A 13,492-nucleotide genomic window follows, 5' to 3' on the forward strand; every position below is an offset into this window, starting at 1 on the left:
TAATTTCAATGAATTTTTAATGAAATATTACGGTCCCTAAGGCAATCCATTCTGAAATTGATGGTTTTGGGAAAACCTCCTTTGATAATCAGTATAGAAAGACTAGGCGCAGTACCAAGGATTCTTTTTATAAGACTTGCTGGTGAGTATACTTTCCACTTTGACTACATCTTTCATCCGCGAGATTTTATCCTCTAGATATTCCAGATCTTCTAGATTCTGAGATACCGTATCAATTAAAAGAGCATTACTCTCGCATAACCTGTAGAACGATCCTGCATAATTTAAACTGTCTATCCTTTTGATGGTGCTTTCTGATACCTTATTTCTGAATCTTATTACAATGAAACACCTTATGGCCGAATGGAACAGGTTTGGATTCAGTAAAGTGGTGAACCCGATTATCAGTTTCTTTGATCTGAGCCAATCTATGTGTCTTTTTATGGTTGAAGGAGTGACACCAAGCATGATGGACAATTTGCCAATTTCTATCCGACAGTCATTCCTTAGGATTTCCAAGATCTTGTTGTCCAGAGGCGATATACGCGACTGATTGCCTAAAAAGGCAAACCTTTTAATGTGATAGCCAGACCTTCTACTTCTCCTTTTTTTTCTACCGACGTCTGCACCTCCAGCTGCAGGCTCCATAGAAATACCATTTGCTTCTTTGTATGTCCCATCTGATGGTACCTTACGACGTGATTTTTTCTCTGTTTTTGGCAGGGGAAGATCATCGATATTAACCTCATCTTTTGCATTGATAGGCGTAGTTCTTTGCCCTGAATATTCATCAGAAGAGTGCTCTCTATGTAAAGTATTTCTTGTATTTTTAACGCCCTTAATGGATTTCATCATCTTCACATGGTCATCAATACAATATCTGGTTTAATATGTGAATATTTACGTATAAATAAGAATGTAAAGGATTCAATAAATGTCACAGATCTATCCTAATATCATCAATCATCTAATTATATATTATATAATTTAGTTATATAATAAAATTTTATTGTTGTAAATGATAATATTATTATAAATATTCGTAGTTAAATATTAATATTCAAATAGATAAAAATTCAAACAATCAGAAAATTTCCAAATATTGTGATAATAAACAATAAATATTAACGTATAAGCATACTGTATTATATTTTTCTCAAGAATTTTAGGCTGATAAATATGTGGATACCGGTGCCTTATCACTGGATAGATTATGGATCCATAGCTGTTGTGGTTGTGATGATCATAGGTTTTATCGTGGAAATCTGGAGGGGAGCACTTGGCTCAAAGAACGTTTACCCATTCAGGGGACCTGTGAAGAAGCAGGGAAAATTCAGGGCGTATATCATGGGACTGATAGAAGCTGTATTCGGTGATGCATTCTATTCAACGCCGCTCAAAGAATGTCATTTTGCGGCCTATTACGAGCGCAAAACGCATGTCAAGAGGATAGCGCATTTTCTCATATTTTATGGCTTCATACTTCTAATACTATCGACAATCACGGGATTTGTTTTCGATAAATGGATATCGGTTTACTCTTTCATACCAGCGGAAAAACTGGGTTCGATGGGCAGGTTCGTAGAAATTGGGCTTGGGATAACTGGGGGCTTGCTTGTATTGATAGGGCTTTCTATATACATTCCTTATAGATTCAGAGGTGAAATCTCCAGGCGTATTACAACTGCAGACACATTCATATTGCTGCTTATCCTCTCTGTTCTCTCGGGATTTTTGCTTGAAATATCCGAGTATATAGGATCACATCTCTTTATAGTCATAGCGTTCTGGATACACATGGCCTTCGTGATATCGCTCTTTGCATCAATGCCCTACACAAAGGCATCACATGTGCTATATCAGATAATATGGAATTTTTGGGAAAGGACAGGAAGAAGGCTTGGTAGGCTACCAAAAATCCCAGGAACAGAGGTAAAAACTGAGAGGTGATGTTATGCCAACATTTGTTTATACTTCAAGATGTGTTGGGTGTGGAGACTGTGTGGATATATGCCCAAATGATCTAATGCATTTCAATCCAAAGAATAGGAAGCCATACAACATAGAGCCAGAGGGTTGCTGGGAATGCCTCAATTGTGTCAAGGTGTGCAACAGATCTGCCATAGAGGTACGCGGTTATGCTGACTTTGTGCCAATGGGTGCTGCAATCGATGTGCTCAGGGATGAGAAGAGAAACATGGTATTCTGGAGGATAAAGTATAGAAATGGGAAGATCAAGGAATTTTCATTTCCAATACGGACAAAGCCTTGGGGCAGTATAAAGCGACCAAAAGCAGCAGATCCGGCTCAGCTAAGGTCAGAATTTCTGTCCGATGAGCCAGATATCATAGGGATTAAGGATCTTAAGGTTCCTTCTGCACCAAGGGAGGTGTCAAAATGAGATCTAGAACTATAAATTGCGATATTCTCATAATCGGAGGAGGGATGTCCGGCTGTGGAGCTGCATGGGAAGCAAGGAGATGGCTCCCTTCTTCAAAGATAATTATAGTAGATAAAGCCAACATAGATAGGAGTGGAGCAGTGGCGATGGGGCTCTCGGCCATAAATACATATCTTGGCCTCAAGAACGGGGAAAACACCGTTGAAGAATACGTAAAGTACGTCAAGAACGATCTTATGGGCGTAGTACGCGAGGACCTTGTCTATGATATAGGGAGGCATGTAGATGGTACTGTTCACATGTTTGAAGAATGGGGCCTTCCTATATGGCATGACAAAAATCAGCCCGAAAGATACGTGAGAGAAGGCAGATGGCAGGTAATGATCAATGGGGAGTCATACAAAAGCATCGTTGCTGAGGCGGCTAGGAGCGCAGCTGATGAGGTCTATAACAGGGTAGCCATAACACATATTCTCAGAGATGGCGACGGAAAAGGCTGTGGTGCAGTTGGATTCAATGTAAGAGACGGAACATTCTATGTATTCATCGCAAAGGCTGTGGTGGTCGCTGCTGGTGGGGCTTCTCAAATCTATCGCCCCAGATCAACAGGAGAAGGGATGGGAAGAACCTGGTATCCTCCGTGGGCCAGTGGTTCTGCGTATGGACTTCTCATAGATGCCGGAGCAGTTATGACCATGATGGAGGCAAGATTTACTGTACCAAGGTATAAGGATGGATATGGACCAGTGGGTGCCTGGCAGTTGTTACTGAAGGCACGCCAGACAAACGCAGAGAACAAGGACTGTTTCGGTCTGCATAAGGACGAGATCAAGAGAGACTTCAATGGAATGGGAGGTTATGCAGACGCAATACCTACACCAACAAATTTACGCGTATATGCTGTGCTGAGTGAGATGAAGCTTGGGCATGGCCCCATATACATGCATACAGAGGAGGTACTAACCGAAAAAAACGAGGAGGTTGGCTGGGAGGACTTTCTGGATATGACGATAAGCCAGGCCCTAGTTTGGGCTGCACAGAATATAGATCCTACGAAGATGCCGTCTGAGATACTACCCTCGGAGCCATATGTTATGGGATCGCACGCTACAGAAAATGGTGCATGGGCGAGCGGTCCAGAGGATATATCCAAGGATCATAACCCTAGGGGAGAAAACGATCGTGGAAAGCTGTATTTCTGGGGTTATAACAGGATGTCTACGATCGATGGAGTATTCCTCTGCGGAGATGCATGCGGTGCAACGGCTCATAAGTTCTCATCCGGTTCATTCACAGAGGGGAGGATAGCGGGGAAATCCGCTGCTAGATACATACAGGATACTGGCGGTTCTAAGGGCTCAGTGGATAAGTCTACAATCGAAGACCTGCATGATTTGATATATTCTCCAATCAACCGCTATGAGAAATTCCGGGACACGGTTACTGGGGGTGATGTATACTCTTCGCTTCTGTTCTGGAAACAGGGAATAGTCAGGCTGCAAAAAATCATGGATGAATATGCGGCGGGTTGGGGTTCTTTCTATGAAACAAATGAAGGGCTCCTAAATACCGGGTACAGGCTTATTTTGTATCTGGCTGATGACTTTGAGAAATATTCGGCAGCGAAGAGCTACCACGAGCTTCTCCGCATATGGGAACTCTATCACCGCATACTGACGGCTGAATCGGTGATGCAGCATATGATGTTCAGAAAAGAGTCGAGATGGCCAGGATACTATCTGCGGTCAGACTATCCAAAACTTGATGATCAGAACTGGAAAGTATACGTGAACTCACGTTACAACAAGCATGAGAAGAGATGGGAAGTCTGGAAAGTACCGGTTCTTGAAATTGTGGGGTGAATAATATGGAGTTTATATTGGAGATGCCAAAACCGTATGGAGGCAGACTTGTAGAAGCTGTTTCCAATAATAAAGAGGAATGTGCAGGCTGTCCAAGTCTGGATATCAATTCAACCATCGACATGGCGACTGGAATACCGATCAGAAATGCTTACAGAGAGATAATGTCCATTGCCTACGGATTCTTCAGTCCTCTGGATCGGTTCATGACCAGAGAGGACGTTGAAAGTGTGATCTCCGAAAGAAGGCTCCCTGAGGGCTGGATATTCCCGTTACCAATAATATACGATGTGTCTGAGGAAGAGATCAGGGAAAAATCGTTAAAGGAAGGCGACAGGGTGCAGCTGAACCTCAAAGGTCATCCGTTTGCATACATTGACATAGAGGAGATATGGGACGTCGATTCCAAGGATCTGGCTGCACGCGCATTCGGAACACCTGAAAGAAATGGAGAAGTTCTCAGGAAGGCATTGGATCAGAAGCATCCAGGTTGGCAGATCTACAGGAACATGAAAAACAGAGCCATCGCCGGAAAGGTGAAGATAATCAACGAACCGAAGTTCAGAGATCCCTACAACAGGTTCTGGATAACACCGGCAGAGTCAAGAAGAATATTTAAGGAGAGAAATTGGAGGACGGTCATAGCACACCAGACGAGGAACGTTCCTCACCGTGGCCATGAGGAACTGATGAAGGAAGCATCATTCTGCGGCGATATAGAGCCATGTAACGCAATTCTTGTCAACGCAATAATTGGTTCCAAAAGGATGGGGGATTTCGTAGATGAAGCAATTCTAGAGGGTCATGAGGCGTTGGAGAAATATGGATACATATCACAGAAGAGACACATGGTCTCATTCACCCTATGGGATATGCGTTACGGAAGCCCATTGGAATCCCTTCTGCATGGTATAATAAGACAGAACATGGGGTGCACTCATCATATGTTCGGCAGAGATCACGCTTCGGTTGGAGACTATTTTGATCCGTATGCAACGCAAAAACTCTGGACAAAAGGACTTCCGAGTTACGGTTTTCCAGATTCCCCCCTGAACGTGGATAAGGGGCTCTCAATCAGACCAGTCAACGTTGGCGAATTCGTATACTGTCCGATATGTGGTGGAATGGTTTATGCAGATACTTGCGGCCATAAAGAGGCCGAGAAGTTTAGTGGCAGCTTCATAAGGGGCATAATAGCTGAAGGGATAACGCCGCCGGACGCTATATTCAGGAATGAGGTGTACGATGTTATCCTAAAATGGTGGGCAAAATACGACTATCCGTTTGTAAACAGGAGGTACCTGGAGAGAAAAGAAGAGGAACTGGAGGTATACTTTTGAGAAGAGGTGAGGGCAATGTCATACAGAATATTGATAATACTTGATGATAAGAGAATGGCTAGGATAAAAGGCACAAAGCTGGAAAGCTATGCAAAGGGGATATACGCGGGTTGCCTAAGGGGAATAGATATTGATGTGGACGATAAGAGGGCCGACTTCATACTAAAGATGTTTCCGAGATCAAGGATTGATTCCATGGGCTACATAGAGGAGCTTCCAGTGAGCTTTAAGCAGGAACTTTTCAACGCGCTAGCTGAGAGCGGAGATTTTTCAGAGGCTATCGATATGGTGCTCAAGCCGGACAGGTTGCAAATGATAAAAGAGAAAGCCGCTATGGAAGACGAAAAGCTTCCAGTACCTAACATAAAGTTGAAGTGAATGACCTTCTATGGAAAATAAACCTTTAGAATTTCAGACCGATCTCACCCAGGGGCTTTCAATAGATGAAGTTAATAAAAGGCTAAAGGAATACGGATATAACGAGGTTCCAGAACACAGGGAAAGCCTTGCAAAGAAGATCGCCAAGAAATTTTGGGGTCTGACGCCATGGATCCTTGAGGCAACAGCCATATTCACATACATTATAGGCAGATACCTGGATTGCTATATAATTGTGGCCCTACTCATAGTTAACGCTATCATAGCACTTGTTCAGGAGGAACGGGCATCTAGAGCAGTTGAGTTGCTGAAACAGAAGCTCCAGGTTCAGGCTAGGGTTCTCAGGGATGGCAATTGGACAGTAATTCCTGCAAGAGAGATAGTCCCAGGAGATATTGTGAGGATTCGCGCTGGAGACTTTGTCCCTGCAGACCTTAGGGTCGTGGATACCTCTGACATGGAAGTCGATCAGTCCGCTCTTACGGGAGAGTCAATGCCTGTGAAGAAGTCTAGAATGGATCTTGTTTATTCTGGTTCAATGATAAGAAGAGGAGAGGCAACCTGTTGTGTGGTTGCCACTGGCCTGAAGACATATTTTGGAAAAACTGTGGAGTTGGTACAGACCGCTCGACCTAAGCTTCACATGGAGGAGATTATAGGTAGGATAATACAGGTATTGCTTTACATTGTTATAACGCTGATAGCTGCTATGCTGATATTCACGTACCTCCGCGGGCTATCTATAATACCCATTATACCATTTGCACTTATGCTCATCGTATTTGCTGTACCTGTCGCTCTTCCAGCCATGTTCACCGTTAGTATGGCATATGGCTCTCTGGAGATGGCTAAAAACGGTGCACTTCTGACCCGCCTCAGTGCAATTGAAGACGTTGCTTCAATGGAAGTTCTGTGCGCGGACAAAACAGGTACATTGACGAGGAACAAGTTAGTAATTACGGAGGTCATACCTGTGGGTGAGCATACAGAGGAGGAGATACTCTTATGTGGTGCTCTGGCCTCGCAGGAAGCCAACCGTGACCCAATAGATCTGGCATTCATAGAGTCGGCGAAACGGAAGAGCATAGACCTGAGCAAGTTCAGCGTGCAGAAGTTCATTCCGTTCGATCCTTCAACTCGCAGGACTGAGGCCCACGCGATATGTGAGGGTGAACAAATAGTGGCGGTGAAAGGAGCAATAAACACCCTATGCTCTCTGTCTGGAACACTGCTAAATGAAACTATGAGATCTAAGATAGATGACCTTGCGAAGAAAGGATACAGGGCACTTGCAGTTGGAAGATCAGTGGATGGGAGGCCTTATGATCTTCTGGGTATAGTTGCTCTTTACGATGAGCCGAGACCTGATACCAAAGACCTGATAGAGAAACTCCGTGAATATGGCGTCAAGGTAAAGATGCTTACAGGAGATGCGATTCCCATTGCTAAGGAAATAGCAAAGCGTATTGGACTAGGGAACAGAATCATACCTGCTGGTGATGTGGCAAAAAGCTTTGAAACTTCACCTGAAGAGGCGGCAAAACTAGCTGAAGAGTCTGACGGATTTGCTGAAATTTACCCTGAACAGAAGTACGCCATAGTCAAGAGCCTTCAGGCGAAAAAGCACATAGTGGGAATGACTGGGGATGGAATAAACGATTCTCCAGCCCTTAAGCAGGCTGAGGTGGGTATAGCGGTCAGCGATGCAACCGATGTTGCGAAAGGCGCAGCTGGCGTGGTACTGACAAACGAGGGACTTGGTGCCATAGTGAATCTAGTGCTTACTGGAAGGAGTGTGTTTCAGAGGATAAACACATGGATTCTGAACAAGATAGTGAAGACAATAGAAATTGCCGTATTCTCAACACTGGCGTTTCTGATAACAAGCCATTACGTTCTATCTGCAATGGATGTGGTTCTCTTTCTGTTCCTAATAGACTTTGTGACGATATCGCTGTCAACAGACAACGAACGTGGGTCACAAACACCAGAGGTATGGAACATTTCCTCGCTGGTAAAGCTCAGTGTTTCTCTTGGAATATTCACGATACTGGAGCTCTTTGTGCTATACTTCATAGGAACTAAGTATTTCGGAATATCGCCAGGTTCACCTGCAATAACAACGTACTTCTTCACCGCAATAATGTTCTTCGGGCTACTGATACCTATATTGGTTAGAGAGAGATCTCATTTCTGGAGTTCCAGACCTAGCAATACCCTTCTCATGGCCATAATAGCCGACTTCGCTATAGTATCAGTGATCTCCTCGTTTGGGTTTGGACTAATACCTAGAATACCAATAGATATAGTTGGTTTCATAATAGCATATGCAGCATTCGTTATGCTTGTTATTAACGATGGCATAAAGGTTCTTCTGGGGAGGATTGGAATAAGAAGATAAATCATTTTTATGAGTTAAAGATGCAGGGGCTTGAAAATCAGGTCATCACATCTTCAAAAGCGACATCCTCTTCGTCAAAATATTTTTGAATGATATTTGTACCTGATGATAAAGATATAAATTGCGATAAGCAAACTTTTGATATCGTGGGCTTATCTCCTATGAATCATCTTGCTGGGAATTTTTCGCCAATACATCGTATATATATGCTGGCAAAGCATTTTCTGGCAAAAAACTAGCAAATTTAAACTCTGGACAGATCACAGAGATCAGTAGTACGTCTAGAGTACTTTAAGCGAGGCGCTATTTGAGACCATCTGAGCATGCATACCAATGTTGCGATAAGCATTCTTCACATTGGGCTGATAGAGGTTGCGTCATCGCAATCTGTTATATCCCATAGCATATCGCCGATCCATGTGGGTTATTTCACCACAGGTGGGCCAGATCTATGAAATAGCGAGGAGTCCTGGCAATCTTGCTCATGAGGATAGATCATTTTTCATCAAAACTGCAGAGGCCAGTAGAATCTTCCATCATCATGTATTCGATGTAATACTTGAAGATCTTTCTGGTCCCTCTCCTTATTATTTCTGACAATGACGCAGTCGATACCCCGGTCATCTTGCTGATCTCCGAAAGCTTCACGTTCCTATGATCATCGAAATACCCCAGATAATAGGCCATCTTTAGAATATCCCTTTCACGTTGTGTCAGATTTAGTGTACCACCGTTCGAAACGCTTTCAAGAGCCGGATCCAGACCCTCTTCATCGAGTTTTTTTATGATATCCCTGAGCCTGGGCATATTCTTAGTCATGATGGTCAGTTCCAGGGCATCCCTTCCTCCACTCTTCGATCCGAGTATCACGCTGTCACATAAGGAGAAGAACCTGCAAACAGCACAGCTTTTTGCTTCCACCCACAAGGAATTATTGGTGTCAACATATACCAGCATGCCCTTACCCGTTAGGTACTGGCGCACAGCTTGGAGCTTGTCCTTTGGTACTGTGACTCTGTGTATGGTCCTTTCTTGGCCGATCCGGAGACGCTCTATTATCGCTGATGGTTCGAAACCAGATAGCTCTTTCGTAAGAATACAGTCATCCCTTCGTAGCGATATCTTGGCCACAATCGGTCTATTGTGTTTCAGCCTCATGTCTCCCCTCTCCCACCCGCTCATGCATATCACTCTTCTCAATAATTCTGCTTATATAGATAAATGCATCTCTAAGGCTTCCGGTTTCTACGGTCTGCCAGAATTCATCATTATTTAGAATGGATTCGAATAGATCTTTCTTCTCTTCCTGTGTCATATCCAAGATACGTTTCCTGAATGCCCCGAGAACCTTGGCAGCTCTAGCATAGACATCTATATTTACCGATATCCTGCTAAGCACATAACTTGCTAGGGAAGGTGAGGCACCAGAGGTTGAAACTGAAATGACAAGATCATCCTTTTTTATGAACGCTGGAAAAATGATCGGGCTGTCTATTACGTCAACACGATTATATAGAATACGATTGCTACTACAATATGCCGCGATAGTCTCAGCTAAATTCCTGTCGTCAAGAGCGATCACAGTCATGCTAGATTCTGCAAAGAGATCCATTATATCTTCCGGACGCTCTATCTTTCTCTCGATAAGACGTGCATTCAGATGCCTGAAACCCTCAACAAACCTTTCAGATACAACCGTTATCTTGCATCCAGTTTCAAGCAGTTTTGTCGCCTTCCTGAGGCCGACGTTTCCTCCGCCGATTATGAGCACATAACGGTCATCGGTATTGAGCATCAGTGGAATGAATGCCGTACACTTCACCAGGATTGGTTATATTTTGAACCTTTTCGGCCATATCAACGACTTTGCCTATTATTATTGTCGTGGGACCATTTAGTTCTCTTTGAACCATTTCACATTCTGATAGCCTGCAGAATAAGACTCGTTGCATGGGCGTCGAACCATTGATTACCATGCATACAGGCATATCACCTGGCATACCGGCGTCGATGAGTGAATTTGAGACCCTCCCTATGGTGTCCGCGCTCATGAGAATTACGAGCGTCCCTCCAAGGTTCACAATGGATCTCCAGTCATAGTCATTATTTCCGGCCCTGTGTCCGCTTATTATAGTTAGGCTTGATGATATACCACGATGGGTCAATGGAACACCAACCATCTCGGCAAGGGATATTGCGCTCGTCAGACCCGGCACTATCTCGACGCTGATGCCATGGGATACTAGAAATGCGGCCTCTTCGCCACCTCTCCCGAATATCATTGGATCTCCGCATTTAAGCCTTGCAACAGTGTATCCCCGCAGCGCATAATCAAGCATCATCCAGTTTATCTCATTCTGCGCTATTTCAGGATTTTTGCCATGCTCCTTGCCAACTGGGATGAGTTCCTTGTTCCTAAGGAGATTCAAGATATCATTGCTAACGAGCCTATCATACATAACAATGTCTGAGATCGACAGAGCTTTCATCGCCTTAACAGTAAGCAGATCTGGATCTCCAGGACCTGCACCTATGAGATAGACATGTCCTTCAGGCATTTGTGTCATACCATCCCCCTCAGCATGCTTCCGAAGTATGTCTCAGTTGATCCATACTTTAAAAAATGGTCGGTTGAGCTTACGAAGTTTACTCGAGGAGGTTTCTGATGTGAATAGTATAGGGTCACTGCCTTTCCGAAACCCGTTTCAATTATGCATTCAACGAAACCATCGTATCTCTCATCAGAATAACAGCCATGGATCTCATCCGCTATCCTTCTTGAAAGATACTTTGCCTGAAGATGCCCTACTGATCCGGCTTTTGTCAGCGACAGGTTTGTTGCATCTCCTATGACAAACAGATCGTCGTAGTTGCGATAGTTGAGATATTGCTGATCGACATCAACATATCCGAATTCATCTGCAAGTCCAGATTCGGTCAGAAAAGCCTGTCCTCTGTGAGGTGGAACGAGTATGAGGAGATCAAACTTGACCTTGCTACCGTCGTATCCTATAAGCGTATTGTTTGTGTGATCTATAGACTCAATGTTGAAGTTTTCAATGTAATCAATGTTTTTTTCTCTGAACATTCCCTCAACCATCTTTGATAAAGTTTCAATGGAGAAAACTCCAGGTCCAGTGTAAAGGTACGTAATTTCAATATCCTTCCTGATTCCCATGGACCTGTAAAGATGGTCTAATAAGAGTGATATTTCTATGGGAGACGGTGGACACTGTATGGGCTCCATTGATCGGCCAACTACTATCCTACCTTTCTTGAACTTCATCAGCGTATCTCTTAATGACATTGCATGTTTGAGATCATAATAGTGCGCTACTCTATCATCGTAACCCGGGAGATCCTCCGGTGTATATCTATCACCCGTGGCAATAACGAGATAGTCGTAGGTGAATTCTCCACTCTTTTCGGTTAGAACGCTCCTGTTCTCTGGGTTGACCTTCACAACCGTATCCTTGACATAATTTATACCATAATTGAGGAGAAACTCCTCATTCTTCACCGCTATCGTGGGTTCCATCAGACCTGTGGCAATGAATATGCCGTCAGGTTTATAGTAGTGCAGCAGACTATTGCCAATGACCGTTATGTCAAGTTCGCTTCTCCTCGTCCATCTTCTTGCCATATTGGCCATTATGGTTCCAGCAGAACCATCACCCAGTATAATTAATCTCTTAGCACTCATTCCTCTCACCTCATATCTCAAGCGCCTTTCCCACAAGATCCATTAGGCCAGAGTTGTGCATTTTGACCTTATGATAATCAATGAGGAACGGGAACTGAGCCTTATCTATAGCGCATGGAGACACCATGTTCTCTGCGCCGGTCTTCCATGAATAATAGAGTGCAGGCCAACCGGCCCATGCCCTGAATTCGTTCCAGGTAGCCTCATCAGCCAGTAATCCTGCACCAGCTCCACAGCAGAAGGTTTTTTCCTTGGCATACTGAGCCTCAACAGTTTCTCTCACTACTGCCTTTAGTAGTTCCCTTGGCTCATTGACGAGATTTCCTCCTCGGGCGTAATTGCATGGATCATGGTATGTGTACAGATCATCGTTAGCATTCTTATCGAATCTGAGATCACCTCGTCTCATCGCGTTAAGCGTGTACTGGTGTATGTGTATCAGTTCAATGCCGTATTCTGCAAGCTTGAACCTGACATAATTATTCGCGGTCCTCCATCCATGGCCACATTCTCCCCATATTACCAGCTTTGAGCCGCGGCTGAGGGCCTCTTCAACGACGCGATCACCAAAATCTTTTAAATATCTCTCCGAAGCAAAAAGGCCAAAGTCAGCGGCTTCCGTTGTATGTGTAGATATGGTCCAATCCTTTTTTAGCGTGTCGAGAACCTTGGCATAACCCTTCAGCGTATCTATATTCACATAGAGATCAGCGGAGGATGGTATCATTAGGATATCCGCTTTAGGCTTATCTACGGGTATTTTGATATCCTTGCCGGTTTCCTCATTCATTTCGTCTTCTATGAATTCAACTACGGACTTTATCCCAGAAGGTGTAAGTCCAAGATTGTTGCCTGTTTTGACGACCTGCGCCATGGTTGATGCAAGATAGTCTGGCATTATGCCCATTTCTGTCATGATCTCACGAACATTCCTGGTTATCTCCGACTGATCTATACCTTGTGGGCAAAATACTGAACATCTCCTGCATTCTGTGCACTGATAATAGTAGGCGTATATTTTGTTCAGATCTACATCTGATGCAGAGAGGGAATTTCCCTTCTTGTACATCTTTCTCGAAATTTCCGCCCTGCCAACAGGAGAATTGTTGACATCGGCGGTCGAGATAAACATATGGCATTTGTCCAAGCAGATGCCACAATGGGTGCAGCTTTCCATGAAGTTTATCATAGCTCTGGACTTTGCAATCTCCTTGAATCCTTTCACAAATTTATCCCTGTCCTCAATCCTCCTTAATCCTATCTTCTCCAAGGTCTTGTCCTGTGCAGGCCTCTCTTTATATTCGTATGACCACTCTAGACCCTTCCTCTTGGATATCCAATCTTCCCCCTTCCCACTCGGGCTTTCAAGTATTATCTTCTTCATATCTTCATACATAACGGTTCACC

Annotated in this window: 12 protein-coding genes; 6 read left to right on the forward strand and 6 right to left on the reverse strand. The window is 43.9% G+C overall.

Annotated features, from left to right (window positions below):
• Window positions 1–102: 102 nt before the first annotated feature.
• The gene (locus F6Q11_RS06850) at window positions 103–855 is read right to left on the reverse strand and encodes an Lrp/AsnC family transcriptional regulator (RefSeq protein ID WP_297027652.1); all 753 of its coding nucleotides are present in this window, start codon (window positions 853–855) and stop codon (window positions 103–105) included.
• 324 nt (window positions 856–1,179) lie between these two features.
• On the opposite strand from F6Q11_RS06850, the gene F6Q11_RS06855 reads away from it, so the two are divergent.
• From F6Q11_RS06855 to F6Q11_RS06880, 6 genes are read left to right on the forward strand one after another with little or no spacing between them, the layout of a single operon-like run.
• Window positions 1,180–1,950: a hypothetical protein gene (locus F6Q11_RS06855; protein WP_297027655.1), complete on the forward strand. Its 771-nt coding sequence runs from the start codon at window positions 1,180–1,182 to the stop codon at window positions 1,948–1,950.
• A gap of 4 nt (window positions 1,951–1,954) precedes the next feature.
• On the forward strand, window positions 1,955–2,401 hold the full coding sequence (gene aprB / locus F6Q11_RS06860) for an adenylyl-sulfate reductase subunit beta (protein ID WP_297027658.1): 447 nt from the start codon (window positions 1,955–1,957) through the stop codon (window positions 2,399–2,401).
• On the forward strand, window positions 2,398–4,263 hold the full coding sequence (gene aprA / locus F6Q11_RS06865) for an adenylyl-sulfate reductase subunit alpha (protein ID WP_297027661.1): 1,866 nt from the start codon (window positions 2,398–2,400) through the stop codon (window positions 4,261–4,263). Before aprB ends, aprA begins: the two co-directional genes overlap by 4 nt.
• Window positions 4,264–4,268: 5 nt before the next feature.
• Window positions 4,269–5,603 carry a sulfate adenylyltransferase gene (gene sat / locus F6Q11_RS06870; protein ID WP_297027662.1) on the forward strand — a complete coding sequence of 445 codons (1,335 nt, stop codon included), beginning with the start codon at window positions 4,269–4,271 and terminating at the stop codon, window positions 5,601–5,603.
• A 15-nt stretch (window positions 5,604–5,618) separates the two neighbouring features.
• Window positions 5,619–5,981: a DUF6955 family protein gene (locus F6Q11_RS06875; protein WP_297027665.1), complete on the forward strand. Its 363-nt coding sequence runs from the start codon at window positions 5,619–5,621 to the stop codon at window positions 5,979–5,981.
• Between the two features lie 10 nt (window positions 5,982–5,991).
• Window positions 5,992–8,382: a plasma-membrane proton-efflux P-type ATPase gene (locus F6Q11_RS06880; RefSeq protein ID WP_297027668.1), complete on the forward strand. Its 2,391-nt coding sequence runs from the start codon at window positions 5,992–5,994 to the stop codon at window positions 8,380–8,382.
• 495 nt (window positions 8,383–8,877) lie between these two features.
• Here F6Q11_RS06880 and F6Q11_RS06885 read toward each other — a convergent pair whose 3' ends face one another.
• The 5 genes from F6Q11_RS06885 to F6Q11_RS06905 are packed head-to-tail and all read right to left on the reverse strand — an operon-like array spanning window position 8,878 to window position 13,469.
• On the reverse strand, window positions 8,878–9,564 hold the full coding sequence (locus tag F6Q11_RS06885) for a helix-turn-helix domain-containing protein (RefSeq protein WP_297027671.1): 687 nt from the start codon (window positions 9,562–9,564) through the stop codon (window positions 8,878–8,880).
• The gene (locus F6Q11_RS06890; RefSeq protein WP_297027675.1) at window positions 9,521–10,177 is read right to left on the reverse strand and encodes a bifunctional precorrin-2 dehydrogenase/sirohydrochlorin ferrochelatase; all 657 of its coding nucleotides are present in this window, start codon (window positions 10,175–10,177) and stop codon (window positions 9,521–9,523) included. Before F6Q11_RS06890 ends, F6Q11_RS06885 begins: the two co-directional genes overlap by 44 nt.
• Window positions 10,161–10,940: a uroporphyrinogen-III C-methyltransferase gene (gene cobA / locus F6Q11_RS06895; RefSeq protein ID WP_297027678.1), complete on the reverse strand. Its 780-nt coding sequence runs from the start codon at window positions 10,938–10,940 to the stop codon at window positions 10,161–10,163. Before cobA ends, F6Q11_RS06890 begins: the two co-directional genes overlap by 17 nt.
• Window positions 10,941–10,945: 5 nt before the next feature.
• Window positions 10,946–12,085 carry an NAD(P)/FAD-dependent oxidoreductase gene (locus F6Q11_RS06900; RefSeq protein WP_297027681.1) on the reverse strand — a complete coding sequence of 380 codons (1,140 nt, stop codon included), beginning with the start codon at window positions 12,083–12,085 and terminating at the stop codon, window positions 10,946–10,948.
• Window positions 12,086–12,095: 10 nt separating this feature from the next.
• Window positions 12,096–13,469: a (Fe-S)-binding protein gene (locus F6Q11_RS06905; protein WP_297027684.1), complete on the reverse strand. Its 1,374-nt coding sequence runs from the start codon at window positions 13,467–13,469 to the stop codon at window positions 12,096–12,098.
• Window positions 13,470–13,492 lie beyond the last annotated feature (23 nt).

Origin of the sequence: Thermoplasma sp. (genome assembly GCF_008709555.1) — an archaeon.
Taxonomy (GTDB): Archaea; Thermoplasmatota; Thermoplasmata; order Thermoplasmatales; family Thermoplasmataceae; genus Thermoplasma.

What these genes read in the sequence shown, in the direction of transcription:
- F6Q11_RS06850 (WP_297027652.1), bottom strand. Translation starts at nt 855, where the DNA reads ATGATGAAATCCATTAAGGGCGTTAAAAATACAAGAAATACTTTACAT.
- F6Q11_RS06855 (WP_297027655.1), top strand. Translation starts at nt 1,180, where the DNA reads ATGTGGATACCGGTGCCTTATCACTGGATAGATTATGGATCCATAGCT.
- aprB (WP_297027658.1), top strand. Translation starts at nt 1,955, where the DNA reads ATGCCAACATTTGTTTATACTTCAAGATGTGTTGGGTGTGGAGACTGT.
- aprA (WP_297027661.1), top strand. Translation starts at nt 2,398, where the DNA reads ATGAGATCTAGAACTATAAATTGCGATATTCTCATAATCGGAGGAGGG.
- sat (WP_297027662.1), top strand. Translation starts at nt 4,269, where the DNA reads ATGGAGTTTATATTGGAGATGCCAAAACCGTATGGAGGCAGACTTGTA.
- F6Q11_RS06875 (WP_297027665.1), top strand. Translation starts at nt 5,619, where the DNA reads ATGTCATACAGAATATTGATAATACTTGATGATAAGAGAATGGCTAGG.
- F6Q11_RS06880 (WP_297027668.1), top strand. Translation starts at nt 5,992, where the DNA reads ATGGAAAATAAACCTTTAGAATTTCAGACCGATCTCACCCAGGGGCTT.
- F6Q11_RS06885 (WP_297027671.1), bottom strand. Translation starts at nt 9,564, where the DNA reads ATGAGCGGGTGGGAGAGGGGAGACATGAGGCTGAAACACAATAGACCG.
- F6Q11_RS06890 (WP_297027675.1), bottom strand. Translation starts at nt 10,177, where the DNA reads ATGCTCAATACCGATGACCGTTATGTGCTCATAATCGGCGGAGGAAAC.
- cobA (WP_297027678.1), bottom strand. Translation starts at nt 10,940, where the DNA reads ATGCCTGAAGGACATGTCTATCTCATAGGTGCAGGTCCTGGAGATCCA.
- F6Q11_RS06900 (WP_297027681.1), bottom strand. Translation starts at nt 12,085, where the DNA reads ATGAGTGCTAAGAGATTAATTATACTGGGTGATGGTTCTGCTGGAACC.
- F6Q11_RS06905 (WP_297027684.1), bottom strand. Translation starts at nt 13,469, where the DNA reads ATGAAGAAGATAATACTTGAAAGCCCGAGTGGGAAGGGGGAAGATTGG.